Source organism: Neisseria sp. 83E34 (genome assembly GCF_001308015.1).
In the GTDB taxonomy this organism is placed as follows: Bacteria; Pseudomonadota; Gammaproteobacteria; order Burkholderiales; family Neisseriaceae; genus Neisseria.
This window is the reverse complement of the sequence record NZ_LGYH01000005.1, coordinates 193555-215950: the sequence shown is the minus strand read 5'-3', so window position 1 is coordinate 215950 and position 22396 is coordinate 193555. Positions and strand designations below refer to the sequence as shown.

Here is a 22396-nt window from a genome sequence, read left to right as displayed (position 1 = left end):
AGGTGGCGATGAATAAGATTGTTAAAGGTGACACGGTTGTTGTTATTGCTGGTAAGGATAAAGGTAAACAAGGGCAGGTACTTCGGGTGCTGGGTGATAAATTAGTAGTTGGTGGTGTCAATCAAGTGAGGCGCCATCAAAAACCCAATCCGATGAGAGGTGTTGAAGGTGGTATTGTGACAAAGAATATGCCTTTGGCTATTTCTAATGTTGCTATTTTAAATCCTGAGACAAACAAGGCTGACCGAGTTGGTATTAAGTTGGTTGAGGCTGAAGGCAAAGTTAAGCGCATTCGGATCTTTAAATCTAATGGTGCTGAGATTGGTGTTTAAGGAGTTGTAGTTAAGATGGCTCGTTTGAAAGATTATTATACTGATGTAGTAGTGCCTGAGTTAACAAAGCAATTTGGGTATAAGTCAATTATGGAAGTTCCCCGTATTGAAAAGATAACTTTAAATATGGGGGTTGGTGAGGCTGTTGCTGATAAAAAAGTAATGGAACATGCCGTTGCTGATTTAGAAAAGATTGCAGGGCAAAGGCCTGTAGTGACTGTGGCTAGAAAGTCTATTGCTGGCTTTAAGATACGTGATGGTTATCCAGTTGGGTGTAAGGTAACCTTGCGTCGTGGTCAAATGTTTGAATTTCTTGACCGGTTGGTTACTATTGCTTTGCCACGTGTGCGCGATTTTCGTGGAGTGAGTGGTAAGTCATTTGATGGTCGTGGTAACTATAATATGGGTGTGCGTGAACAAATCATTTTTCCTGAAATTGAATATGATAAGATTGATGCTTTGCGTGGGTTGAATATTACGATCACTACTACTGCTAAAACTGATGATGAAGCTAAGGCATTATTATCACTGTTTAAGTTTCCGTTTAAAGGATGATCATGGCTAAAAAGGCACTAATTAATCGAGAAGCTAAACGTATTGCGTTAGCTAAAAAATATGCTGCTAAGCGTGCAGCTATTTTTGCAGTCATTAATGATGCTCAAGCTGCTGATGAAGAACGCTTCGAGGCTCGTTTGAAACTGCAAACTATTCCGCGTAATGCTGCACCAGTTCGTCAGCGTCGTCGTTGTGCGATTACTGGCCGCCCCCGCGGAACATTTCGTAAATTCGGCTTGGGCCGTATTAAAATCCGGGAAATTGCTATGCGTGGCGAAATCCCAGGTGTTATTAAAGCCAGCTGGTAATAGGAGAGAATTAAATGAGTATGCATGATCCTATTTCCGATATGTTAACTCGTATCCGTAATGCTCAGCGTGCTAACAAAGCTGCTGTTTCGATGCCATCTTCTAAACTAAAATGTGCGATTGCAAAAGTTTTACAAGAGGAAGGCTATATTGAAAGTTATTCTGTTTTAGGTGATTTAAAACAGGTGCTTGAAATTCAGTTGAAATATTATGCAGGTAGACCAGTTATAGAACAAATTAAAAGAGTTTCAAGACCTGGATTGCGGGTATATAAAGGTTCTGGTGAAATTCCGACTGTTATGAATGGGTTAGGGGTTGCTATTATTAGTACCTCAAAGGGAGTTATGACTGACCGTAAAGCTCGCGCTGCTGGTGTTGGTGGTGAGTTATTGTGTGTAGTTGCATAACAGGGAGAATTCTTAAGATGTCTCGCGTAGCAAAAAATCCAGTAACTGTTCCAACTGGCGTAGAAATTAAATTTGGAACAGATGTTTTGACTGTCAAGGGTAAAAATGGTGAATTATCATTTCCTTTGGGTGACGAAGTAAAGGTTGAATTGAATAACAACCAGTTAACTTTTGTTGCTGCTAATAACAGTAAACATTCCCGTGCGATGTCTGGTACCGTTCGTGCATTAGTTGCTAACATGGTAAAGGGCGTTTCTGAGGGTTTTGAAAAGAAGTTACAATTGATCGGTGTTGGTTATAGAGCGCAAGCTCAAGGTAAAGTTTTAAATTTATCATTAGGTTTCTCTCATCCAATCAATTATGAGATGCCAGAGGGTGTTACAGTTCAAACACCGACTCAAACAGAAATTGTATTGAATGGTGCTAATAAGCAAGTTGTTGGTCAAGTAGCGGCTGAAATTCGCGCGTTTCGTCCACCTGAGCCTTACAAAGGTAAAGGGGTTCGTTATGTGGGTGAAGTGGTTGTGATGAAAGAAGCCAAGAAGAAATAATTGAGGTTCCATTAATGGATAAACATGCAACAAGACTCCGCCGTGCTCGAAAAACACGTGCGAGAATTGCGGATTTAAAAATTGTTAGATTGTGCGTTTTCCGTACAAATAACCATATTTACGCTCAAGTAATTAGCTCTGATGGCGGTCAAGTGCTGGCATCGGCATCCACTTTAGAGGCTGATGTTCGGAAAGAATTGAAATCAAGCTCAAATATTGAAGCTGCGGCATTTATTGGTAAACGTATTGCGCAAAAAGCTAAAACAGCTGGTATTGATGTGGTTGCTTTTGATAGATCTGGTTTTCAATATCATGGTCGAGTTAAAGCATTGGCAGAAGCAGCTCGTGAGAATGGTTTGAGTTTCTAAAGATTAAAGGATTTTGGAGATCTGAGACATGGCAAAACATGATACAGAAGAGCGCGGCGACGGCTTAATTGAAAAAATGGTAGCTGTTAATCGTGTAACCAAAGTAGTGAAGGGTGGTCGAATTATGGCCTTTTCTGCACTAACTGTTGTTGGCGATGGTGATGGCCGTATTGGTATGGGTAAAGGTAAGTCACGTGAAGTACCTGTTGCTGTCCAGAAGGCAATGGATCAAGCTCGTCGTTCAATGATTAAAGTTCCTTTAAAAGATGGAACTATTCATCATGAAGTGATAGGTAAACACGGAGCAACTCGTGTTTTTATGCAACCTGCTAAAGAAGGTAGTGGTGTAAAAGCTGGTGGTCCAATGCGTTTGATTTTTGATGCAATGGGTATTCATAACATATCTGCAAAAGTCCACGGTTCAACGAATCCTTATAATATAGTTCGGGCAACCTTGGATGGTTTGTCTAAGTTATATACCCCTGCTGAAATTGCAGCTAAACGTGGTTTAACAGTAGAAGAGATTTCTGGGTGAGAATGATGACTGAGCAGAAAAAAATTAAAGTAACACTAGTAAAAAGTTTAATTGGTACAATCGGCTCTCATCGTAATTGTGTTCGAGGCTTAGGATTGCGCCATCGTGAACATACTGTTGAAGTTTTAGATACTCCAGAAAATCGCGGTATGATTAATAAGGTAAGTTACCTTTTAAAAGTGGAGTCTTAAATGTTATTGAATACTATTCAACCTGCCAAAGGTGCTACACATGCGAAACGTAGAGTTGGTCGTGGTATTGGTAGTGGTTTAGGTAAAACTTGTGGTCGAGGCCATAAAGGCCAGAAGAGCAGATCAGGTGGTTTTCATAAGACAGGCTTTGAAGGTGGACAAATGCCGTTACAACGTCGTTTACCTAAGCGTGGTTTTAAATCACTAACTGCCGGACTCTCGGTAGAAGTTCGATTGAATGAGCTGAATTTAATTGCAGTTCAGGAAATTGATTTGTTGGTTCTGAAACAAGCCGGACTAATTCCCTTAAATAGCACAGCTGTAAAAGTGATCGCTTCAGGAGAGATCAAAAAAAGTGTTTATTTAAAAGGTATTAGAGTGACTCAGGGCGCTAAGATTGCAATCGAGGCTGCTGGTGGTAAAGTAGAAGAGTAAGGTTTAGTAAATTGGCTTATCAACAATCTAAATCAGGTTCTGTAAAATTTAATGATTTGAAAAATAGATTATTATTTTTACTGGGGGCACTAATTATTTATAGAATTGGTACTCATATACCTGTACCAGGTGTCGATGCAGCTATTCTTGCTAAGGCTTATCAAAATCAAAGCACTGGAATACTCGGTATGCTAAATATGTTTTCGGGTGGGTCCTTGGAACGTTTTAGTATATTTGCAATTGGTATCATGCCCTATATTTCAGCGTCAATTGTAATGCAATTGGCGTCTGAAATATTACCTTCTTTAAAGTCTTTGAAAAAAGAAGGTGATGCTGGTAGAAGAGTTATTACTAAATACACGCGAATTGGTACAGTTTTATTGGCTACCTTGCAGAGTATTGGTGTCGCAAGTTTGGTTTATAGCCAAGAAAATTTAGTCATTGTTTCTAAATTTGAGTTTTATATCTCAACAATAGTTTGTTTGGTTGGTGGAACTATGTTCTTGATGTGGCTAGGTGAACAAATGACTGAGCGAGGTATTGGTAATGGTATTTCTTTGATTATCACCGCAGGTATTGCTGCAGGTATCCCTTCAGGAATAAAACAATTATTTGCATTATTAAATAATGACTCTACTGGTGTGCTGCAAGTTATTGGTATTGGATTGGGAGTTATTTTCCTAGTTTATATTGTTGTATGTTTTGAGAGCGCATTAAGAAAAGTGCCTATTCATTATGCAAAAAGGCAAGTAATTGGCGGACAAAATACCCATATGCCATTTAAATTGAATATGTCAGGGGTAATTCCTCCGATATTCGCATCCAGTCTAATCATGTTTCCTGCAACAATAGGAAGTTGGCTTGGCAATAACCAAAATGAAACTTGGTTGACGCAATTGGTGTCAATGTTAGGTCATGGGCAGACTTTGTATTTATTATTATTCTCCTTTTTGATTATATTTTTCTGTTATTTTTATACAGCTCTCGTTTTTTCTCCAAAAGAAATGGCGGAAAATTTGAAGAAAAGTGGTGCTTTTATTCCTAACATCAGACCAGGTGAACAGACTGCTAATTATCTAGAAAAACTTGTAATGCGCTTAACTTTTTTTGGTGCACTTTATATAACAAGTATTTGTTTATTGCCGGAACTTTTAACTTTAAAGGTTAATATCCCATTTTATTTGGGTGGTACGTCTTTATTGATTCTGGTGGTTGTAACCATGGATTTTAGCACTCAAATCGCTTCCTATAAGATGACTGAACGGTATGAGCATTTTAATATGAAGTCTTTATCTCGTAAGTAAAAAATGGCTAAAGAAGATACTATACAAATGCAGGGTGAGATTTTAGAAACTTTACCCAATGCTACTTTTAAAGTAAAGCTTGAAAATGATCATGTGGTGTTAGGTCATATTTCGGGAAAAATGCGTATGCATTACATACGAATTTCTCCGGGAGATAAAGTAACTGTTGAGCTGACCCCTTATGATTTAACTCGTGCTCGAATTGTTTTTAGAACACGGTAATCTTGATGAAAGGAACTAATGATGCGCGTTCAGCCGTCTGTTAAAAAAATTTGTCGCAACTGTAAGGTTATTCGACGTAACCGTGTAGTTCGTGTAATTTGTACAGATCCTCGTCATAAACAACGCCAAGGTTAATTTCTAGGCTTAAGGATTTTATGGTATAGTGACGAGTTTTTGCCTTAGAGGAAATAAATATGGCTCGTATTGCAGGGGTAAATATCCCTAATAATTCCCACATCGTTATTGGCTTACAAGCTATTTACGGTATTGGATCTACTCGTGCTAAATTGATTTGCGAAGCTGCAGGAGTATCTGCTAGCACTAAAGTAAAAGATTTAGACGAAACTCAATTGGAAGCTTTGCGTGAGCAAGTTAGCAAATATGAAATTGAAGGTGATTTGCGTCGTGAAGTAACAATGAGTATCAAGCGATTGATGGATATGGGTTGCTATCGTGGCTTCCGTCATCGTCGTGGTTTGCCTTGTCGTGGTCAGCGTACTCGCACGAATGCTAGAACTCGCAAAGGCCCACGTAAAGCTATTGCAGGTAAGAAATAATTTTTTAAGGATTAATTTAGATGGCTAAAGCAAACACAGCTTCGCGTGTACGTAAAAAAGTACGTAAAACTGTGAGTGAAGGTATTGTGCATGTTCATGCATCTTTTAACAATACCATCATTACTATCACCGACCGTCAGGGCAATGCATTGTCTTGGGCTACCTCTGGGGGCGCTGGTTTTAAAGGTTCACGTAAAAGTACACCGTTTGCTGCTCAAGTGGCAGCAGAAGCAGCTGGTAAAGTTGCCCAAGAGTATGGCGTAAAAAATTTGGAAATTCGTATTAAAGGTCCTGGGCCTGGTCGTGAATCTTCTGTGCGTGCATTGAATGCTCTGGGTTTCAAAATTACCAGTATTACTGACGTTACTCCATTGCCCCACAATGGTTGCCGTCCGCCTAAAAAACGTCGTATTTAATTTTGGAGTGATTGAAACATGGCACGTTATACCGGCCCTAAATGTAAATTAGCTCGCCGTGAAGGCACTGATTTGTTTCTGAAGAGTGCACGTCGCTCTTTGGAGTCTAAATGTAAAATTGATTCTGCTCCTGGTCAGCATGGTGCCAAGAAACCTCGTTTATCTGACTATGGTTTGCAATTACGTGAGAAGCAAAAAATCCGCCGTATTTATGGTGTGTTAGAACGTCAATTCCGTCGTTATTTTGCAGAAGCTTCACGTCGTAAAGGTTCTACAGGTGAGCTATTGCTCCAATTGTTGGAATCTCGCTTAGATAATGTTGTGTATCGTATGGGTTTTGGTTCTACCCGTGCGGAAGCACGTCAATTGGTATCGCATAAAGCAATTACTGTTAATGGACAGGTTGTAAATGTTCCTTCATGCCAAGTCAAACCAGGTGATGTAGTTGCTGTACGTGAAAAAGCTAAAAAGCAAGTTCGTATTCAAGAAGCATTAGGATTGGCAGAACAAATCGGTCTGCCGAGCTGGGTTTCTGTGGATGCAGGCAAGATGGAAGGTATATTTAAAAATATGCCAGATCGATCTGAGCTGTATGGCGATATTAATGAACAGCTAGTGGTTGAGTTTTACTCTAAATAATACTAGCTCTGTGAGGGACAGTTAAATGCAAAATAGCACTTCCGAATTTTTGAAACCTCGTCAAATTGATGTAGATACCTTATCTGCAACTAGAGCAAAAGTATCTATGCAGCCTTTTGAGCGCGGTTTCGGTCATACTTTAGGTAATGCTTTGCGCCGTATCTTACTGTCGTCCATGAATGGTTTCGCGCCTACTGAAGTTACTATTGCCGGGGTATTACACGAATATTCTACTTTAGATGGTGTTCAGGAAGATGTTGTTGATATTCTCCTGAACATTAAAGGTATTGTGTTTAAGCTCCATGGCCGTAGTGAAGTTCTATTGACTTTGAAGAAGTCGGGTGCTGGTCCGGTTTTGGCTGGTGATATTGATTTACCACATGATGTAGAAATTATTAATCCTGATCATGTGATTTGTCACTTGGCTAGTGCAGGTAGCATTGACATGGAAATCAAAGTTGAACAAGGGCGTGGCTATCAATCTGTTTCTGGTCGTCGAGCAGGGCGTGATGATAACAGGATTGGTTCTATTCAACTGGATGCGAGCTTTTCGCCTATCAGTCGAGTTAGTTTTGATGTAGAAGCTGCAAGGGTTGAACAACGTACGGATTTAGATCGTTTAGTTCTGGATATAGAAACAAACGGTTCTTTGGATCCAGAGGAAGCAATCCGTAGTGCTGCTCGCATTTTGATTGACCAAATGTCTATTTTTGCTGATTTGCAAGGGACTTCGGTAGAAGAGGTTGAGGAGAAAGCTCCACCTATTGATCCTATTCTACTTAGACCGGTTGACGATTTGGAACTGACGGTGCGTTCGGCTAACTGCTTAAAAGCTGAAGATATTTATTATATTGGTGATTTAATCCAACGTACTGAAACTGAGTTATTAAAAACTCCAAATTTGGGTCGTAAATCTTTGAATGAAATTAAAGAAGTATTGGCATCCAAAGGCTTGACGTTGGGTTCTAAACTAGAAGCTTGGCCTCCTGTTGGATTGGAAAAGCCGTAAGTTTAAATATTAAAGGATAATGACATGCGTCATCGTAATGGTAACCGTAAATTAAACCGTACCAGCAGCCACCGTGCTGCAATGTTGCGCAATATGGCGAATTCTTTACTGTCACATGAAACAATTGTGACTACTTTGCCTAAGGCTAAAGAATTGCGCCGTGTTGTTGAACCCCTGATTACTTTGGGTAAGAAGCCTTCTTTGGCCAACCGTCGTTTAGCATTCAACCGCACTCGTGATCGTGATGTTGTTGTTAAACTGTTTGATGATTTAGGTCCGCGTTTTGCTAGCCGTAATGGTGGCTATGTGCGCATCCTGAAATACGGTTTCCGTAAAGGCGACAATGCTCCTCTTGCTTTGGTTGAATTGGTAGACAAAGCGGCAGAGGCTGCTGAATAATTGTTATAAGTTGTATCAATTAATGCTGTTAACTTTCAACCTATACTTAGGTAGTTGACATGAAAAAGGACTGAAATCCATATTGTTTTATTATGGAATTCGGTCCTTAATATTTTGATTAGTTTTGATTTTTATATGGCTGGCAGTTTTGTGCTGGTTATTGAGTTTAATTGTTATAAGCTTTAAGGCCTGTCTAAAAGAGTTGAGGCGATAACTATGAGACTGAATATTTCATACTGAATGGAAAAGAATCTGAATTTTCAAAATAAAATTTTATAACGCCAATTAAGTTTATGGCGTTTTTACAAGTGAATAGTTTTTTAAGTTAGTCAGCCCCGCGATTACGGGTTACCTGAAGAAAGTAGAACCTTATTATGAAAAAAGTATTTATCCGTACTTTTGGTTGCCAAATGAATGAATACGATAGTGAAAAAATGCTGTCTGTTTTGGCTGAGGGTGAAGATTTAGAACAAACTGATAATGCTGATGAGGCAGATATTATTCTGTTCAATACCTGTTCCGTTCGGGAAAAAGCACAAGAGAAAGTATTCTCGGATTTAGGGCGAGTAAGACCTTTAAAAGAAAAGAATCCTAATTTGATTATTGGCGTGGGCGGGTGCGTTGCTTCGCAAGAAGGTGAGGCGATTGTTAAGCGTGCTCCTTTTGTTGATGTTGTGTTTGGGCCGCAAACACTGCATCGTTTACCGCAAATGATTGATGATAAGAAAGAAACTGGCAAATCTCAAGTTGATATTTCCTTTCCTGAAATTGAGAAGTTTGACCATTTGCCGCCTGCACGGGTTGAAGGTGGTTCGGCATTTGTTTCCATTATGGAGGGGTGTTCGAAATACTGTTCTTTCTGTGTGGTCCCTTATACGCGCGGAGAGGAGTTTTCGCGTCCTTTAAACGATGTGTTAACCGAGATTGCTAATTTGGCTCAGCAGGGTGTGAAAGAGATTAACTTGCTGGGGCAAAATGTGAATGCTTACCGCGGGTTGATGGACGATGGCGAGATTTGTGATTTTGCGATGTTGCTGCGGATTGTGCATGAAATTCCAGGTATTGAGAGGATGCGTTTTACCACGAGTCATCCACGTGAATTCAGCGACAGGATTATTGAATGTTATAAAGACTTGCCAAAATTGGTGTCGCATTTACATTTGCCGATTCAGAGTGGTTCTGACCGTGTGTTAAGTGCAATGAAGCGCGGTTACACGGCTTTGGAATATAAGTCTATTATCCGAAAATTACGAGCAATCCGCCCTGATTTGTGCTTGAGCTCAGATTTTATTGTGGGTTTTCCAGGGGAAACTGAGCGGGAATTTGAGCAGACTTTGAAACTGGTGAAAGATATTGCTTTTGATCTGAGCTTTGTATTTATCTATAGTCCGCGTCCGGGTACGCCGGCGGCAAACCTGCCTGATGAAACGCCGCATGAAGAAAAAGTGCGTCGTCTTGAAGCTTTGAATGAAGTAATTGAGCAAGAAACGGCTCGTATCAATCAAACTATGTTGGGTACAATCCAGCGTTGTCTGGTTGAAGGCGTATCGAAAAAAGATCCCGACCAGCTACAAGCGCGTACAGCGAATAACCGTGTTGTCAACTTTACCGGAGACCCTGCGTTAATTAACCAGATGGTGGAGCTTGAGATTACCGAAGCATTTACATTCTCATTGCGCGGCGAGATGGTGGCGGCTTAATATGTTAATGCCTGTCTGAAAAGTTTTCAGACAGGCATTCTGCATTGTGTTTTATTAACTTTTATTCAATCGAATGATTATGACTGACTCACAAAATAATCTGCTTGAAAAACTATTCAAGCTTAAGGAAAACGGTACCAATGTCCGTACCGAAATATTGGCGGGTGTAACCACTTTCTTAACCATGTGTTATATCGTGGTTGTGAATCCGCTAACCTTGTCTAACGCCGGTATGGATTTTGGCGCGGTGTTCGTGGCCACTTGTATTTCAGCTGCCATTGGCTGCTTTATCATGGGTGCTTTGGCTAATTATCCGATTGCTCTGGCTCCGGGCATGGGTTTGAATGCTTATTTTACTTACGCCGTAGTAGATGGTATGGGGGTGCCTTGGCAGGTAGCTTTGGCGGCAGTGTTTATGTCGGGTATTATTTTTATCGTATTCAGTTTTCTGACAGTGCGGGAAATGTTGGTCAATGCTTTGCCTATGAGTCTGAAAATGGCTATTGCGGCAGGTATTGGCATGTTTTTAGCATTGATTGCGTTAAAAGGTGCCGGGGTGATTGTTGATAATCCGGCCACTTTGGTTGGTATGGGGCAATTTCGCCTGCCTTCACCGGATAATCCTGAAGTAACAATGATTAATTGGCCGCCCATTTTGGCTTTGCTAGGTTTTTTTCTTGTCATTATGCTGGATCGTTTCCGAGTGAAAGGTGCGATTATTCTTGCGATTTTAGCAATTACAGCAATCGCAGCAGCTTTAGGCTTAACCAAATTCGAAGGGCTGATAGCTGCTGTTCCGAGCATTGAGCCAACGTTTATGCAGATGGATTTTAATGGTCTGTTTAACGGCAGTATGATTGCGGTAATTTTCGTGTTTTTCTTAGTAGACTTATTTGATAGTACCGGTACTTTGGTTGGTGTATCACATCGGGCAGGGCTTTTGGTAAACGGTAAATTGCCACGCTTAAAAAAGGCCTTGTTTGCCGATTCTACTGCTATTGTGGCCGGCGCAGCTTTGGGCACATCTTCTACCACGCCTTATATTGAAAGCGCTTCCGGTGTGGCGGCAGGCGGCCGAACCGGCTTGACAGCCGTTACCGTAGGCGTGTTGATGTTGGCATGTTTATGGTTTTCTCCGCTGGCAAAAGCAGTGCCGGCGTTTGCTACTGCCCCGGCTTTGCTTTATATTGGCGTGCACATGATGCGCAGCGCAACGGAAATCGATTGGAACGATATGACCGAAGCCGCGCCTGCCTTTATTACCATTATTTTTATGCCTTTCTCTTATTCTATTGCGGATGGCATTGCAATGGGCTTTATCACTTATGCTATGATTAAATTGATCTGCGGTCGGGCCAAAGAAGTGACGCCGATGGTTTGGATTGTTGCGGTGGCGTGGGCAGCTAAATTCTGGTATTTAGGTACATAATTCAATTGATTTGTTCATGTAGAGATGCCTGTCTGAAAATTTTCAGACAGGCATCTTTATTTGGAATTATGCTTAACAGTTCATCTCCTTAAACATTGGTATGGGCAGAGCATCTCTTTAACTTCTCTTTTCCGCTGTAGCAAAAGCTAAGTTTATTTGCTATAGGGAAGCTAAAACGCTTACAAAATTCATATCCCACTGTATTGCCCCGATTTTCTAGATTATCCATACTGTCTACGGCTAGCTAAGTATTAAGTTTTTCAGCTATAAGTATTGTCAGCGGCTGCTAAATTCGTTATAACAAAGGTGTAACAAAATTTTGAGCAATTAAATAAATTTTGTAATTAATTTACAAATTAGATTCTTGGTTTTAGCTTGTTTAATTTTTTAATCTATTAAAGGATTTAATTATGAGAATCGGCATTCCGAAGGAGACATTGGCGCTGGAAACACGCGTTGCCGGTACCCCTTCAACTGTAACTCAGCTACAAAAGTTGGGTTTTGAAGTGGTAGTGGAAAAAGGCGCGGGTTTGGCAGCCAGTTTGGACGATGCGGCATATGAGGCTGCCGGAGCAACGGTAGCTGACACAGCCGAAGTGTGGTCTTGCCCGTTGATCTATAAAGTGAACGCGCCATCTGAAACTGAAATTGAATATTTGAGTGCAGGCCAAACATTGGTAAGCTTTTTATGGCCCGCACAAAATCCCGAACTGGTGCAAAAACTCACTGATCAAAAAGTGAACGTGCTGGCGATGGATATGGTGCCGCGTATTTCTCGCGCACAGGCGTTGGATGCGTTGTCGTCTATGGCGAACATCAGCGGCTACCGCGCTGTGATTGAAGCAGCGAATGCGTTCGGACGTTTCTTTACCGGCCAGATTACCGCTGCGGGCAAAGTGCCGCCAGCGCAAGTGCTGGTGATTGGTGCAGGCGTAGCGGGTTTGGCGGCGATTGGTACGGCAAACTCGTTAGGCGCAATAGTTAAAGCATTCGATACCCGTTTGGAAGTGGCCGAACAAATCGAATCAATGGGCGGCCAATTCCTGAAGCTCGACTTCCCGCAAGAGTCCGGCGGCAGCGGCGACGGTTATGCCAAAGTGATGAGCGAAGAGTTTATCGCGGCGGAAATGAAACTGTTTGCCGAGCAAGCCCAACAAGTGGACATCATCATCACGACTGCGGCCATTCCGGGCAAACCTGCGCCGAAGCTGATTACCAAAGAAATGGTAGAAAGCATGAAGCCGGGTTCGGTGATTGTCGATTTGGCGGCGGCCACCGGCGGCAACTGCGAGCTGACCAAACCGGGCGAGCTGTTCGTTACCGATAACGGTGTGAAAATCATCGGCTATACCGATATGGCCAACCGTTTGGCAGGCCAATCTTCACAGCTTTACGCCACCAACCTTGTGAACTTGAGCAAGCTGTTAAGCCCGAATAAAGACGGCGAAATCGCGCTGGATTTTGAAGACGTGATTATCCGAAACATGACCGTTACCCGAGAGGGCGAAATCACTTTCCCGCCGCCCGCCATTCAGGTTTCCGCCGCGCCGCAACAGCAATCGCAAGCCGCTCCTGTGGCAAAACCCGAGCCGAAACCCGTTCCGACATGGAAAAAACTGGCTCCGGCCGTAATCGGTGCAGTGTTGGTATTGTGGATGGGTGCCGTTGCGCCTGCCGAGTTCTTAAACCACTTTATCGTATTCGTGCTGGCTTGCGTAATCGGTTATTACGTCGTGTGGAACGTGAGCCATTCGCTGCACACACCGCTGATGTCGGTAACCAATGCCATTTCCGGCATTATCGTGGTGGGCGCGTTGCTGCAAATCGGGCAGGGTAACGGCGTGGTGTCGTCCCTCGCCTTTATTGCCGTGCTGATTGCCAGCATCAATATCTTCGGCGGCTTCTACGTTACCCGCCGTATGTTGAATATGTTCCGTAAAGGTTAAGGAGGCGAGAATGTCATTAGGATTAGTTACCGCGGCATATATCGTCGCCGCAATCTTATTTATTCTTTCATTGGCCGGCCTGTCGAAACAGGAAACCGCCAAAAACGGCTGCTATTACGGCATCGCCGGTATGATTATCGCCCTGATTGCCACCGTGTTCAGCGAACAAACCGCAGGCTTGGGCTGGATCATCATTGCTATGGTCATCGGTGCGGCTATCGGTGTTTACAAAGCCCAAAAAGTGGAAATGACCGAAATGCCCGAGCTGATTGCCTTGCTGCACAGCTTTGTGGGTTTGGCGGCCGTGTTGGTGGGCTTTAACAGCTTTATCGAATCGGGCAATGTATCCTCCGATATGCACACCATTCATTTGGTTGAAGTGTTCCTCGGCATTTTCATTGGTGCCGTAACCTTTACCGGCTCGATTGTGGCATTCGGCAAACTGAACGGCAAACTCAGCAGCGCGCCGTTGCAACTGCCGCACAAACACAAGCTGAATCTGGCCGCTTTGGTGGTGTCGTTTATCCTGATGCTGGTGTTTGTATCGGCTGACGGCAGCTGGTTGGCTCTGATTGTGATGACCGCCATCGCATTGGCTTTCGGTTGGCACTTGGTGGCTTCTATCGGCGGTGCAGACATGCCGGTGGTGGTTTCCATGCTGAACTCGTATTCAGGCTGGGCAGCGGCGGCGGCGGGCTTTATGCTTTCCAACGATTTGCTGATTGTTACCGGTGCGCTGGTCGGCTCAAGCGGTGCGATTCTGTCTTATATTATGTGTAAAGCCATGAACCGCTCGTTTATTTCCGTAATTGCAGGCGGCTTCGGCACCGACGGCTCTTCCGCAGCAGCAGAAGGTGAAATTGGCGAATACCGCGAAGTGAAACCCGCCGAAGTAGCCGAAATGCTCAGAGGCGCAAATTCAGTGATCATCACGCCCGGATACGGTATGGCCGTTGCCCAAGCGCAATACCCCGTTGCTGAAATCACCGAATTGTTGCGCAAACAAGGCGTGGAAGTGCGCTTCGGTATCCACCCCGTAGCAGGCCGTCTGCCCGGACACATGAACGTATTGCTGGCCGAAGCCAAAGTGCCTTACGACATCGTGTTGGAAATGGACGAAATCAACGACGATTTCCCCGAAACCGACGTGGTGCTGGTCATCGGCGCGAACGACACCGTGAACCCCGCCGCCCAAACCGACCCGAACAGCCCGATTGCTGGCATGCCGGTATTGGAAGTGTGGAAGGCCAAAGAGGTGGTGGTGTTCAAACGCTCGATGAACACAGGCTACGCAGGCGTACAAAATCCGCTGTTCTTCAATGAAAACAGCGTGATGTGCTTCGGCGACGCGAAAGCGACTGTGGATGAGATTCTGGCGGAATTGAAGAAATAAAGCCGCTTCGAGCAAACAAAATGCCTGTCTGAAACTTTTCAGACAGGCATTTCTGTATTGAACCAGTTTCATTAAAGTACATCTGTCATACTCAGCCTTGCCCGGGCATATCCGAAAGCGATTGGCATTTAAGATACTTGGGGCAAGTCCGAATATGACGAGGTGTGTTTTTTAAATTTAATGCCTGTCTGAAAAACTTTCAGACAGGCATTGCTTTTTCAGACAGGCGTTAATCCTTTTGCAAATGCCCCAGCGGCAGGGCTGTGGTTTTTTTGATTTCTTTCAACACAAAGCTGGATTGGGCGTCTTGCACGCCGGGGTGGGAGAGCAGGGTGTCGAGCACGAAATGTGAGAAAGCGTTCATGTCCGTGAAAAAAGCGTGCAGCAGATAATCTGTTTCACCGGTGAGCGCAAAGCAGCTTAATACTTCGGGCCAGCTTTGCACCGAAGCAGCGAAATCATCGCGCGCTTCGCTGGCTTTATTGATAGAAACCCTGATAAAAGCCTGCAAACCGAGTTGAACCGCCACGGGGGAAAGCAGCGCGGCATATTGGCGGATAATGCCTGCGTCTTCAAGCTGTTTTAAGCGGCGCAAGCAGGGTGAGGGGGAGAGTGCAACGCGCTCTGAAAGCTCCACGTTGGTTAAGCGGCCGTTTTCCTGCAAAACTTGCAGGATTTTCAGATCGGTTTTATCTAGGGTTACGGTTTGTGGCATGGTTTCATCCTTTTTTTCTTTTAATGTAGACAATGTAGAGTGCGGGAATCCAAATATATGATAATTTTATTTAACGCACAATAGTTTAAAAAATTATTTTTTTTTAAAATTATATGTTTTTTTGGTCGGACAGATTAAGACACAAACTGTCAGCATCAATCATATGCAGATCAGGCATGATTTTTCTTGATGAAAATCTTGCCGCTGAGGGTGATTTTAGCCATAATCACCCCCGTGCAGGAGAGCGTTACATCAGATTACACAGTAACCGCCGAAGGCGCAGACACCCTTAAATCGCTCAGGCAAAAGGACTGCATTTATCACAAACATCTGGAGAGCGGCGCAGCAGCGCCCACCGAAGGGGAAAAGGCGTTTGAATGCTTCAAACCGGCCGAAAATCTCAGGTTAAAGGACAGATAGGGGCGCGTGAAAAGCAACCGCATAGATGTGTTGCGGCCATTTCCCCCTATTCGGAGAACCTGAAACATGACTACCCTCAAAACCACCCCGTTCAACCAAGCCCATAAAGAAGCAGGCGGCAAACTCGTCGATTTTGCCGGCTGGGAGCTGCCCGTCAACTACGGCTCGCAAATCCAAGAACACGAAGCCGTGCGCACCGACGCAGGCATGTTCGACGTATCCCACATGCTCGTTTCCGACATCAAAGGCAGCCAAGCCAAGCAATGGCTGCAAAAACTGCTCGCCAACGACGTAGCCAAACTTTCATTCGTCGGCAAAGCCCTCTATTCCGCCATGCTCAACGACAACGGCGGCGTGATGGACGACCTCATCGTTTACCGCACCAACGAAGCCGAAACCCAATACCGCATCGTATCCAACGCCGCCACCCGCGAAAAAGACTTGGCACAATTTGCCAAAGTCGGCGAAGCCTTCGGCATCGAAATCACCCCCCGCTACGACCTCGCCATGCTCGCCGTACAAGGCCCCAAAGCCATTGAAAAATTGCTCGCCGTCAAACCCGAATGGGCCGAAACCGTCAACGCGCTCAAGCCCTTCCAAGGCGCAGATTTGGGCAACGACTGGTTTGTCGCCCGCACCGGCTACACCGGCGAAGACGGTGTAGAAGTAATCCTGCCCGGTACCGAAGCCACCGCCTTCTTTACCGCGCTGCGCGAAGCCGGCGTACAACCCTGCGGCCTCGGCGCACGCGACACCCTGCGCATGGAAGCCGGCATGAACCTCTACGGCCACGATATGAACGACGAAACCAGCCCCCTGCAAGCCGGCATGGGCTGGACGGTGGACTTGAAAGACGAAAACCGCGACTTCATCGGCAAAACCGCCCTCGTCGCCCTCAAAGAAAAAGGCGTGGACGTGAAACAAGTCGGACTGCTGTTGGCCAAAGGCGGCGTATTGCGCGAAGGCATGGAAGTCGTTACCGAACAAGGCAAAGGCATCACCACCAGCGGCGTGTTTTCCCCCAGCCTGAAACAATCCATCGCCATTGCCCGCGTGCCCAAAACGTTTGAAGGCGACGCCGCCAAAGTGGTGATTCGCGGCAAAGAAGTGGACGTGCGCGTGTTGAAACTGCCGTTTGTACGGAATGGGCAGAAGCAGTTTGATTGAGGTTTGGAGTTTTCAGACGGCCTTGAGTATGAAGAGGCCGTCTGAAAAGAAAAGTGGTTCAGCAAGCGTAGGTCGGATACTTGTATCCGACAAATCCTTCAAGGCTGTCTGAATTATTTTTCTTGAATAGGGCATTTCTCTATTTTGTCGGATTCAAGAATCCGACCTACATTTGAGCAGCGTAGCTTGCAAGTTGTTTGGTTCCCTGTGTTTGCTGTTCTGATTGGTTGGCCATACAGCGAGTAGGGTGCGTGCCACCGGCACACACGCGTTGGTTGGGAATGGTTGAGAACGCGTGCGCGGCTTGAGCCGCACACCCTACGCGAGGCAAGCAAGAATTGTTTTACCAACACTAAACTTTCAGACGGCCTCTTAACGAAACCTATATCCATCTGTTTCTACGATGCCGTCTGAAAATAGCTTGAATCACTTTACAAGCAAGTGTAGGTCGGATACTTGTATCCGACAAATCCTTCAAGGCTGTCTGAATTATTTTTCTTGAACAGGGAATTTCCCTATTTTGTCGGATTCAAGAATCCGACCTACATTTGGGCAGCGTAGCTTGCAAGTTGTTTGGTTCCCTGTGTTTGCTGTTACTGATTGGTTGGCCATACAGCGAGTAGGGTGCGTGCTACCGGCACGCACGCGTTGGTTGGGAATGGTTGAGAACGCGTGCGCGGCTTGAGCCGCACACCCTACGCGAGGCAAGCAAGAATTGTTTTACCAACACTAAACTTTCAGACGGCCTCTTAACGAAACCTATATCCATCTGTTTCTACGATGCCGTCTGAAAACAGCTTGAATCACTTTATAAGAAAAAGATTTACAAGAAAAAGAGCCGTTTCCGCTTTACACCCAAACCACACATACCCGTAAAATTTATCCGACACTACAAAGGAAAAAGGAGTAACAGCATGAAACAATTAGCGATGTATATCAACGGTGCGTTTGTGTCTGATTTTGCAGGCAGCTACCGCGATGTGTTGAACCCGGCTACCGAGGCGGTGATTGCGCAGGAGCCGAAGGGCAGCCGTGCCGATGTGGAAAAAGCGGTGGCGGCGGCGTATGCGGCGCAGCCTGCGTGGGAGCGTGTGCCGGCGGTGGAGCGCGGTGCGTATCTGCGTAAAATCGCGGCGGGCATCCGCGAGCGTGCCGACGAGTTGACGGATACGATTGTGGCCGAAGGCGGCAAAACTAAAGATTTGGCGCGTATTGAAGTGATGTTTACCGCCGATTATTTGGATTATCAGGCGGAATGGGCGCGCCGTTATGAGGGCGAGATTATTCAGAGCGACCGTCCGAAAGAGAATATTTTCCTGTTTAAGCGTCCGTTGGGCGTGATCGGCGGTATTTTGCCGTGGAATTTCCCGTTTTTCCTGATTGCCCGCAAAATGGGGCCTGCGCTGGTTACGGGTAATACGATTGTGGTTAAGCCCAGCAGCGTTACGCCGATCAATTGCCATATTTTTGCCGAAATCGTGCACAGCGTCGGCCTGCCTGCGGGCGTGTTCAACGTGGTGAACGGCCCGGGCGCGGAAATCGGCAATGCGTTGGCATCGCATCCGCAAGTGGCGATGGTGAGCCTTACCGGTTCGGTGGAAGCCGGCCGCCAAGTGATGGAAGCGGCTTCGGCAAACATCACCAAAGTGTCGCTGGAATTGGGCGGCAAAGCGCCTGCGCTGGTGTTGAAAGATGCCGATTTGGATTTGGCGGTGAAGTCGATCGTGGCTTCGCGCGTGGGCAATACCGGCCAAATCTGCAACTGCGCCGAACGCGTGTATGTGCATAAGAGCGTTAAAGATCAATTTATCGAGAAAATGACCGCCGCCATGAAAGCCGTGCGTTTCGGCAATCCTGCCGAGGCGGCTGAAGGTGCGTTGGAAATGGGGCCGCTGATTGAAGAGCGCGCGGTGAAAGAAGTGGCGGAAAAAGTGCAGCGCGCCGTTTCTCAAGGTGCGACGCTGGTATGCGGCGGCAAACGTGCCGAGGGCAAAGGTTATTTCTTCGAGCCGACGGTGTTGACCGATGTCGATAACAGCATGGACATCATGAAAGAGGAAACCTTCGGCCCCGTGCTGCCGATTGCCACTTTTGAAACGCTGGACGAAGCCGTTTCGTTGGCCAACGATTGCGAATTCGGCCTTACCAGCTCGGTGTACACCACCAATCTGAATGAAGCCTTCTATGTAACCCGCCGCCTGCAATTCGGCGAAACCTACATCAACCGTGAAAACTTCGAGGCCATGCAGGGTTTCCATGCCGGTTGGAAAAAATCGGGTATCGGCGGTGCCGACGGCAAACACGGTTTGGAAGAGTATCTGCAAACACAGATGGTTTATCTGGAAACCAATATTTAAACTTCCTCGGGCAGATTGGGCTGCCGGGCCGTAGCCGAGCGGAAACAACGTGTCGGATACGGTTTTGCCTAATCCAACCTGCCGCAATGAGTTGGAAAACGAGTGGTAAACAGCCACATTTTTCAGACAGGCATTTTACTGATATGCCTGTCTGAAAACACAAACAATAACAAGGAGAATACAATGAGCAAGAAAATCCTGCTGTTGGCGGGTGATTATGCCGAAGATTATGAAACCATGGTGCCGTTTCAGTTTTTGCTGGGATTGGGCTACGAAGTTCATGCCGTGTGCCCCGATAAAAAAGCGGGCGACACGGTGGCGACGGCGGTGCATGATTTTGAAGGCGAGCAAACGTATAGCGAAAAGCGCGGCCATAATTTTGCGCTGAATTATGATTTCGACAAAGTAAACACCGCCGATTATGCCGGTTTGGTGATTCCCGGCGGCCGGGCGCCGGAATATTTGCGGCTCAATCCGCGCGTGATTGAGATTGTGCGCGAGTTTGATGCGGCTGAAAAACCGATTGCCGCAGTGTGCCACGGCGCGCAGCTTTTGGCGGCGGCGGATATTCTGAAAGGGCGGCGCTGTTCGGCTTATCCGGCTTGTGCGCCCGACGTGCGCGCGGCAGGCGGCGATTATGCCGATATTGCGGTTACCGATGCCGTAACCAGCGGCCATTTGGTTACCGCGCCCGCATGGCCGGCGCATCCGGCATGGCTGGCACAGTTTGTGAAGCTTTTGGGTGCGGAAATTAAGATTTGATTTTTATTTCAGACAGGCATCTTGATACAATGCCTGTCTGAAAAAACTGTTTAACCATCGCGGCGGCCGTTCCGCCCGTCTCAACCAACGGAGAACAAACCATGAGCAATATTCCTGCTGATTTGAAATATGTATCCAGCCACGAATGGCTGCGTCTGGAAGCAGACGGCACCGTAACCGTGGGCATCACCGAGCATGCGCAAGAGCTGCTGGGCGACATTGTGTTTGTGGAGCTGCCCGAAGTAGGTGCGAACCTGGCTGCCGAAGAGCAGGCCGGTGTGGTGGAATCGGTGAAAGCCGCTTCCGATGTGTATGCACCGATTGCCGGCGAAGTGGTGGAAATCAACCAGGATTTGGTAGACGCGCCCGAAACGGCCAACAGCGAGCCTTACGGCGCAGGCTGGTTCTTCAAAATCAAACCGGCTAACGCGGCTGATTTGGACGGCTTGCTGACTGCCGAGCAATACGCTGCGGAAATCGCTTAATAGCAACCAGAATAGGGCGGGCATTTTTGCCCGCTTTTTTGCAAGAGACGGCGGGTAAGGAAGCCCGCTTTACAGTTGATTTATATTTTTCAGGCAGGCATCAAGCTTTCATGGGAGACGAATGCCTGTCTGAAAAACCATCCGGCGGCATATCATGAAAACCATAGGCATCATCGGCGGCATGAGCCCTGAAAGCACCGTGTCGTATTACCAAATCATCAACCGCGAAATGAACGCCCGTTTGGGCGGCAACCACAGCGCCGACATCGTGATGCACAGCATTGATTTTGAAACCGTTGTGCGCCTGCAAAAAGCGGGCGATTGGGCGGGCGCCGGCCGAATTTTGGCGGCAAGCGCGCGTAAACTCGAAAGTATGGGGGCGGATGTGTTGGTGTTGGCCACCAATACCATGCACAAAATTGCCGACGCCATACAAAGCACAGTCGGTATCCCTTTGCTGCATGTGGTGGATGCCACCGCCGAAGCCGTTAAAGCGCAAGGGTTGAACACCGTCGGCCTGCTCGGCACACGTTTCACCATGAGCGACGGTTTTTATACCGAGCGTATGAAACAACACGGTATTGAAACATTGGTGCCCGCAGATACGCAGCAGCACGCCATCCACCGCATCATTTTCGAGGAGCTGTGCCTAAACCGCTTTGAGCCGGCTGCCAAGCGCGCTTACCTCGACATTATTGCTTGTCTGAAAGAGCAGGGCGCGCAAGGCGTGATATTCGGCTGCACCGAAATCGGACTTTTGCTCAAGCGGCAGGATTGTCCGATTCCCGTGTTTGACAGCGCAGAAATCCATGCGCTGGCGGCGGTGGATTTTGCGTTGGGGTGAACTTGTTTTGCAGCAGGGCCATCATAAATCGGTATAAAAACGTAAATCCTGCGAACAAAAAGGCGGTATTCCACTTATTCTGCTGCTTTTTGCGCCAATCGTAAGTAATCCGTCAAATACTTATTTTCTACGTCTTCAAGCGTATGTAATTTCAAATGACGACGGCCTTTGCCTTTTCCTTCTAATAAACCGTGTGGGTCTACTATCTCGGCGCCATGACTCAATTCCACAGATACATGTTGCTTATAAACAAAAATGCCGCAAAACGGTTCAGGTGCGGCAAACAGAATACCGCCATATTTCACTTCTTCGTCTACTGTACCTGCCAGTTGCAATATTCTCGTGCGCACACTATTGACAATTTCATACAAGGCGGGATTAGCAATTTTCCAGTCATTCAGTAGATTGTTTACTTTTGGGTTCATGGTTTTCTCCTGATTTGAGTTTTGTATAAATCAATTGTTCTTAAATTCAACTAATAACACGAAATTCATTGGATTGATTTTAAGCTGGTTGGGCAAATCCCAAGGTGTATCCGTTTAGGTCTTTTAGATAAAATTCGAGAACTCCATACCAAGTAGTTTTCAGTTCGGTAATTTCCAAATTTTCAGACTTTAACCGATTGTATAAATCTTCGATATTATCAACATCCATATAAAAAGAGACCGAAGCCCCAATAGGCTGATTTTTAGCAAAATGAATATCGTTTTGAAAAGTATCTAGTCGCTGAAATGCTATCTCTAATTCCCCTGATTTCAGCATTGCATAACGATATTCTTTGCCATTTTCAAAGAGTTGCTCCACCGCATCGTGATTGGGAACGGCAAAAGCCAATTGGAAACCTAAATGTTTGGTATAAAATTCGGCAGTTTTCTGTACATTTTCCACCGCAACAACAGGTGTTAATTTGCTTATTTTTAGCAGATTTTTTACTTTTTGGTTCATGGTCT

31 protein-coding genes and 1 riboswitch are annotated in these 22396 nt (G+C 45.7%); of the genes, 27 read left to right on the top strand and 4 right to left on the bottom strand.

The window, feature by feature from the left end:
* The first annotated feature begins 8 nt into the window (after nucleotides 1-8).
* The 21 genes from rplX (at nucleotide 9) to pntB (ending at nucleotide 14696) form a co-directional block, all read left to right on the top strand.
* Nucleotides 9-332 (top strand): 50S ribosomal protein L24, encoded by a 324-nt coding sequence (rplX, locus tag AKG09_RS06960; RefSeq protein ID WP_054618728.1) that lies wholly within the window; start codon nucleotides 9-11, stop codon nucleotides 330-332.
* Nucleotides 333-347: 15 nt separating this feature from the next.
* Nucleotides 348-887, top strand: a complete 540-nt coding sequence (rplE, locus tag AKG09_RS06955; RefSeq protein WP_054618727.1) for a 50S ribosomal protein L5 — start codon at nucleotides 348-350, stop codon at nucleotides 885-887.
* 2 nt (nucleotides 888-889) lie between these two features.
* A complete protein-coding gene (gene rpsN / locus AKG09_RS06950) occupies nucleotides 890-1195 on the top strand; it encodes a 30S ribosomal protein S14 (RefSeq protein ID WP_054618748.1) in 306 nt (101 codons plus the stop codon).
* Between the two features lie 14 nt (nucleotides 1196-1209).
* Complete coding sequence (rpsH, locus tag AKG09_RS06945; RefSeq protein ID WP_054618726.1) at nucleotides 1210-1602, top strand: 30S ribosomal protein S8; 393 nt, start codon at nucleotides 1210-1212, stop codon at nucleotides 1600-1602.
* A gap of 17 nt (nucleotides 1603-1619) precedes the next feature.
* Nucleotides 1620-2153 (top strand): 50S ribosomal protein L6, encoded by a 534-nt coding sequence (gene rplF, locus AKG09_RS06940; protein WP_054618725.1) that lies wholly within the window; start codon nucleotides 1620-1622, stop codon nucleotides 2151-2153.
* A 14-nt stretch (nucleotides 2154-2167) separates the two neighbouring features.
* The gene (gene rplR, locus AKG09_RS06935) at nucleotides 2168-2521 is read left to right on the top strand and encodes a 50S ribosomal protein L18 (RefSeq protein ID WP_054618724.1); all 354 of its coding nucleotides are present in this window, start codon (nucleotides 2168-2170) and stop codon (nucleotides 2519-2521) included.
* Nucleotides 2522-2549: 28 nt separating this feature from the next.
* Nucleotides 2550-3056 carry a 30S ribosomal protein S5 gene (gene rpsE, locus AKG09_RS06930; RefSeq protein WP_054618723.1) on the top strand — a complete coding sequence of 169 codons (507 nt, stop codon included), beginning with the start codon at nucleotides 2550-2552 and terminating at the stop codon, nucleotides 3054-3056.
* A gap of 5 nt (nucleotides 3057-3061) precedes the next feature.
* Nucleotides 3062-3247, top strand: a complete 186-nt coding sequence (gene rpmD, locus AKG09_RS11665; protein WP_082391872.1) for a 50S ribosomal protein L30 — start codon at nucleotides 3062-3064, stop codon at nucleotides 3245-3247.
* Entirely contained in the window at nucleotides 3248-3682 is a 435-nt protein-coding gene (gene rplO, locus AKG09_RS06925) for a 50S ribosomal protein L15 (protein WP_054618722.1), read from the top strand.
* An 11-nt stretch (nucleotides 3683-3693) separates the two neighbouring features.
* Nucleotides 3694-4986: a preprotein translocase subunit SecY gene (gene secY / locus AKG09_RS06920; protein WP_054618721.1), complete on the top strand. Its 1293-nt coding sequence runs from the start codon at nucleotides 3694-3696 to the stop codon at nucleotides 4984-4986.
* Nucleotides 4987-4989: 3 nt separating this feature from the next.
* Nucleotides 4990-5208: a translation initiation factor IF-1 gene (infA, locus tag AKG09_RS11660; protein WP_009115875.1), complete on the top strand. Its 219-nt coding sequence runs from the start codon at nucleotides 4990-4992 to the stop codon at nucleotides 5206-5208.
* Nucleotides 5209-5229: 21 nt separating this feature from the next.
* Nucleotides 5230-5343 (top strand): 50S ribosomal protein L36, encoded by a 114-nt coding sequence (gene rpmJ / locus AKG09_RS11655; RefSeq protein WP_049259016.1) that lies wholly within the window; start codon nucleotides 5230-5232, stop codon nucleotides 5341-5343.
* A 59-nt stretch (nucleotides 5344-5402) separates the two neighbouring features.
* A complete protein-coding gene (gene rpsM, locus AKG09_RS06915; RefSeq protein ID WP_054618720.1) occupies nucleotides 5403-5765 on the top strand; it encodes a 30S ribosomal protein S13 in 363 nt (120 codons plus the stop codon).
* 20 nt (nucleotides 5766-5785) lie between these two features.
* Nucleotides 5786-6181, top strand: a complete 396-nt coding sequence (gene rpsK, locus AKG09_RS06910) for a 30S ribosomal protein S11 (RefSeq protein WP_054618719.1) — start codon at nucleotides 5786-5788, stop codon at nucleotides 6179-6181.
* An 18-nt stretch (nucleotides 6182-6199) separates the two neighbouring features.
* Nucleotides 6200-6820 carry a 30S ribosomal protein S4 gene (gene rpsD, locus AKG09_RS06905; RefSeq protein WP_054618718.1) on the top strand — a complete coding sequence of 207 codons (621 nt, stop codon included), beginning with the start codon at nucleotides 6200-6202 and terminating at the stop codon, nucleotides 6818-6820.
* A gap of 25 nt (nucleotides 6821-6845) precedes the next feature.
* Complete coding sequence (rpoA, locus tag AKG09_RS06900; RefSeq protein WP_054618717.1) at nucleotides 6846-7829, top strand: DNA-directed RNA polymerase subunit alpha; 984 nt, start codon at nucleotides 6846-6848, stop codon at nucleotides 7827-7829.
* Nucleotides 7830-7853: 24 nt separating this feature from the next.
* The gene (gene rplQ, locus AKG09_RS06895; RefSeq protein ID WP_009115879.1) at nucleotides 7854-8228 is read left to right on the top strand and encodes a 50S ribosomal protein L17; all 375 of its coding nucleotides are present in this window, start codon (nucleotides 7854-7856) and stop codon (nucleotides 8226-8228) included.
* Between the two features lie 374 nt (nucleotides 8229-8602).
* Entirely contained in the window at nucleotides 8603-9928 is a 1326-nt protein-coding gene (miaB, locus tag AKG09_RS06890) for a tRNA (N6-isopentenyl adenosine(37)-C2)-methylthiotransferase MiaB (protein WP_054618716.1), read from the top strand.
* A gap of 79 nt (nucleotides 9929-10007) precedes the next feature.
* Nucleotides 10008-11357 (top strand): NCS2 family permease, encoded by a 1350-nt coding sequence (locus AKG09_RS06885; RefSeq protein ID WP_054618715.1) that lies wholly within the window; start codon nucleotides 10008-10010, stop codon nucleotides 11355-11357.
* A 410-nt stretch (nucleotides 11358-11767) separates the two neighbouring features.
* Nucleotides 11768-13303 (top strand): Re/Si-specific NAD(P)(+) transhydrogenase subunit alpha, encoded by a 1536-nt coding sequence (locus AKG09_RS06880; protein ID WP_054618714.1) that lies wholly within the window; start codon nucleotides 11768-11770, stop codon nucleotides 13301-13303.
* Between the two features lie 10 nt (nucleotides 13304-13313).
* Entirely contained in the window at nucleotides 13314-14696 is a 1383-nt protein-coding gene (gene pntB / locus AKG09_RS06875) for a Re/Si-specific NAD(P)(+) transhydrogenase subunit beta (RefSeq protein ID WP_054618713.1), read from the top strand.
* A 229-nt stretch (nucleotides 14697-14925) separates the two neighbouring features.
* On the opposite strand, the gene AKG09_RS06870 is transcribed toward pntB, so the two are convergent.
* Nucleotides 14926-15411 carry an Lrp/AsnC family transcriptional regulator gene (locus tag AKG09_RS06870; RefSeq protein WP_054618712.1) on the bottom strand — a complete coding sequence of 162 codons (486 nt, stop codon included), beginning with the start codon at nucleotides 15409-15411 and terminating at the stop codon, nucleotides 14926-14928.
* 227 nt (nucleotides 15412-15638) lie between these two features.
* Nucleotides 15639-15735, top strand: a riboswitch (glycine riboswitch).
* A 162-nt stretch (nucleotides 15736-15897) separates the two neighbouring features.
* Here AKG09_RS06870 and gcvT point away from each other — a divergent pair.
* Nucleotides 15898-16998, top strand: a complete 1101-nt coding sequence (gene gcvT / locus AKG09_RS06860) for a glycine cleavage system aminomethyltransferase GcvT (RefSeq protein WP_054618710.1) — start codon at nucleotides 15898-15900, stop codon at nucleotides 16996-16998.
* 166 nt (nucleotides 16999-17164) lie between these two features.
* On the opposite strand, the gene AKG09_RS11905 is transcribed toward gcvT, so the two are convergent.
* On the bottom strand, nucleotides 17165-17329 hold the full coding sequence (locus tag AKG09_RS11905) for a hypothetical protein (RefSeq protein ID WP_156320813.1): 165 nt from the start codon (nucleotides 17327-17329) through the stop codon (nucleotides 17165-17167).
* 583 nt (nucleotides 17330-17912) lie between these two features.
* On the opposite strand from AKG09_RS11905, the gene aldA reads away from it, so the two are divergent.
* The 5 genes from aldA to AKG09_RS06840 all read left to right on the top strand — a co-directional run bounded on the left by aldA (nucleotide 17913) and on the right by AKG09_RS06840 (nucleotide 21446).
* Nucleotides 17913-19355 carry an aldehyde dehydrogenase gene (aldA, locus tag AKG09_RS06855; protein WP_054618709.1) on the top strand — a complete coding sequence of 481 codons (1443 nt, stop codon included), beginning with the start codon at nucleotides 17913-17915 and terminating at the stop codon, nucleotides 19353-19355.
* A 183-nt stretch (nucleotides 19356-19538) separates the two neighbouring features.
* The gene (locus AKG09_RS06850) at nucleotides 19539-20117 is read left to right on the top strand and encodes a DJ-1/PfpI family protein (RefSeq protein ID WP_054618708.1); all 579 of its coding nucleotides are present in this window, start codon (nucleotides 19539-19541) and stop codon (nucleotides 20115-20117) included.
* 101 nt (nucleotides 20118-20218) lie between these two features.
* On the top strand, nucleotides 20219-20602 hold the full coding sequence (gene gcvH / locus AKG09_RS06845; protein ID WP_054618707.1) for a glycine cleavage system protein GcvH: 384 nt from the start codon (nucleotides 20219-20221) through the stop codon (nucleotides 20600-20602).
* A gap of 26 nt (nucleotides 20603-20628) precedes the next feature.
* The gene (locus AKG09_RS12335) at nucleotides 20629-20760 is read left to right on the top strand and encodes a hypothetical protein (RefSeq protein ID WP_255351131.1); all 132 of its coding nucleotides are present in this window, start codon (nucleotides 20629-20631) and stop codon (nucleotides 20758-20760) included.
* Complete coding sequence (locus AKG09_RS06840) at nucleotides 20757-21446, top strand: aspartate/glutamate racemase family protein (protein ID WP_054618706.1); 690 nt, start codon at nucleotides 20757-20759, stop codon at nucleotides 21444-21446. Before AKG09_RS12335 ends, AKG09_RS06840 begins: the two co-directional genes overlap by 4 nt.
* Before the next feature lie 74 nt (nucleotides 21447-21520).
* On the opposite strand, the gene AKG09_RS06835 is transcribed toward AKG09_RS06840, so the two are convergent.
* Together AKG09_RS06835 and AKG09_RS06830 are read right to left on the bottom strand one after the other, a co-directional pair.
* Nucleotides 21521-21871, bottom strand: a complete 351-nt coding sequence (locus AKG09_RS06835; RefSeq protein ID WP_054618705.1) for a DUF1801 domain-containing protein — start codon at nucleotides 21869-21871, stop codon at nucleotides 21521-21523.
* Between the two features lie 79 nt (nucleotides 21872-21950).
* Nucleotides 21951-22391, bottom strand: coding sequence for a glyoxalase/bleomycin resistance/extradiol dioxygenase family protein (locus tag AKG09_RS06830; RefSeq protein WP_054618704.1), 441 nt, complete (start codon nucleotides 22389-22391; stop codon nucleotides 21951-21953).
* Nucleotides 22392-22396: the final 5 nt, after the last annotated feature.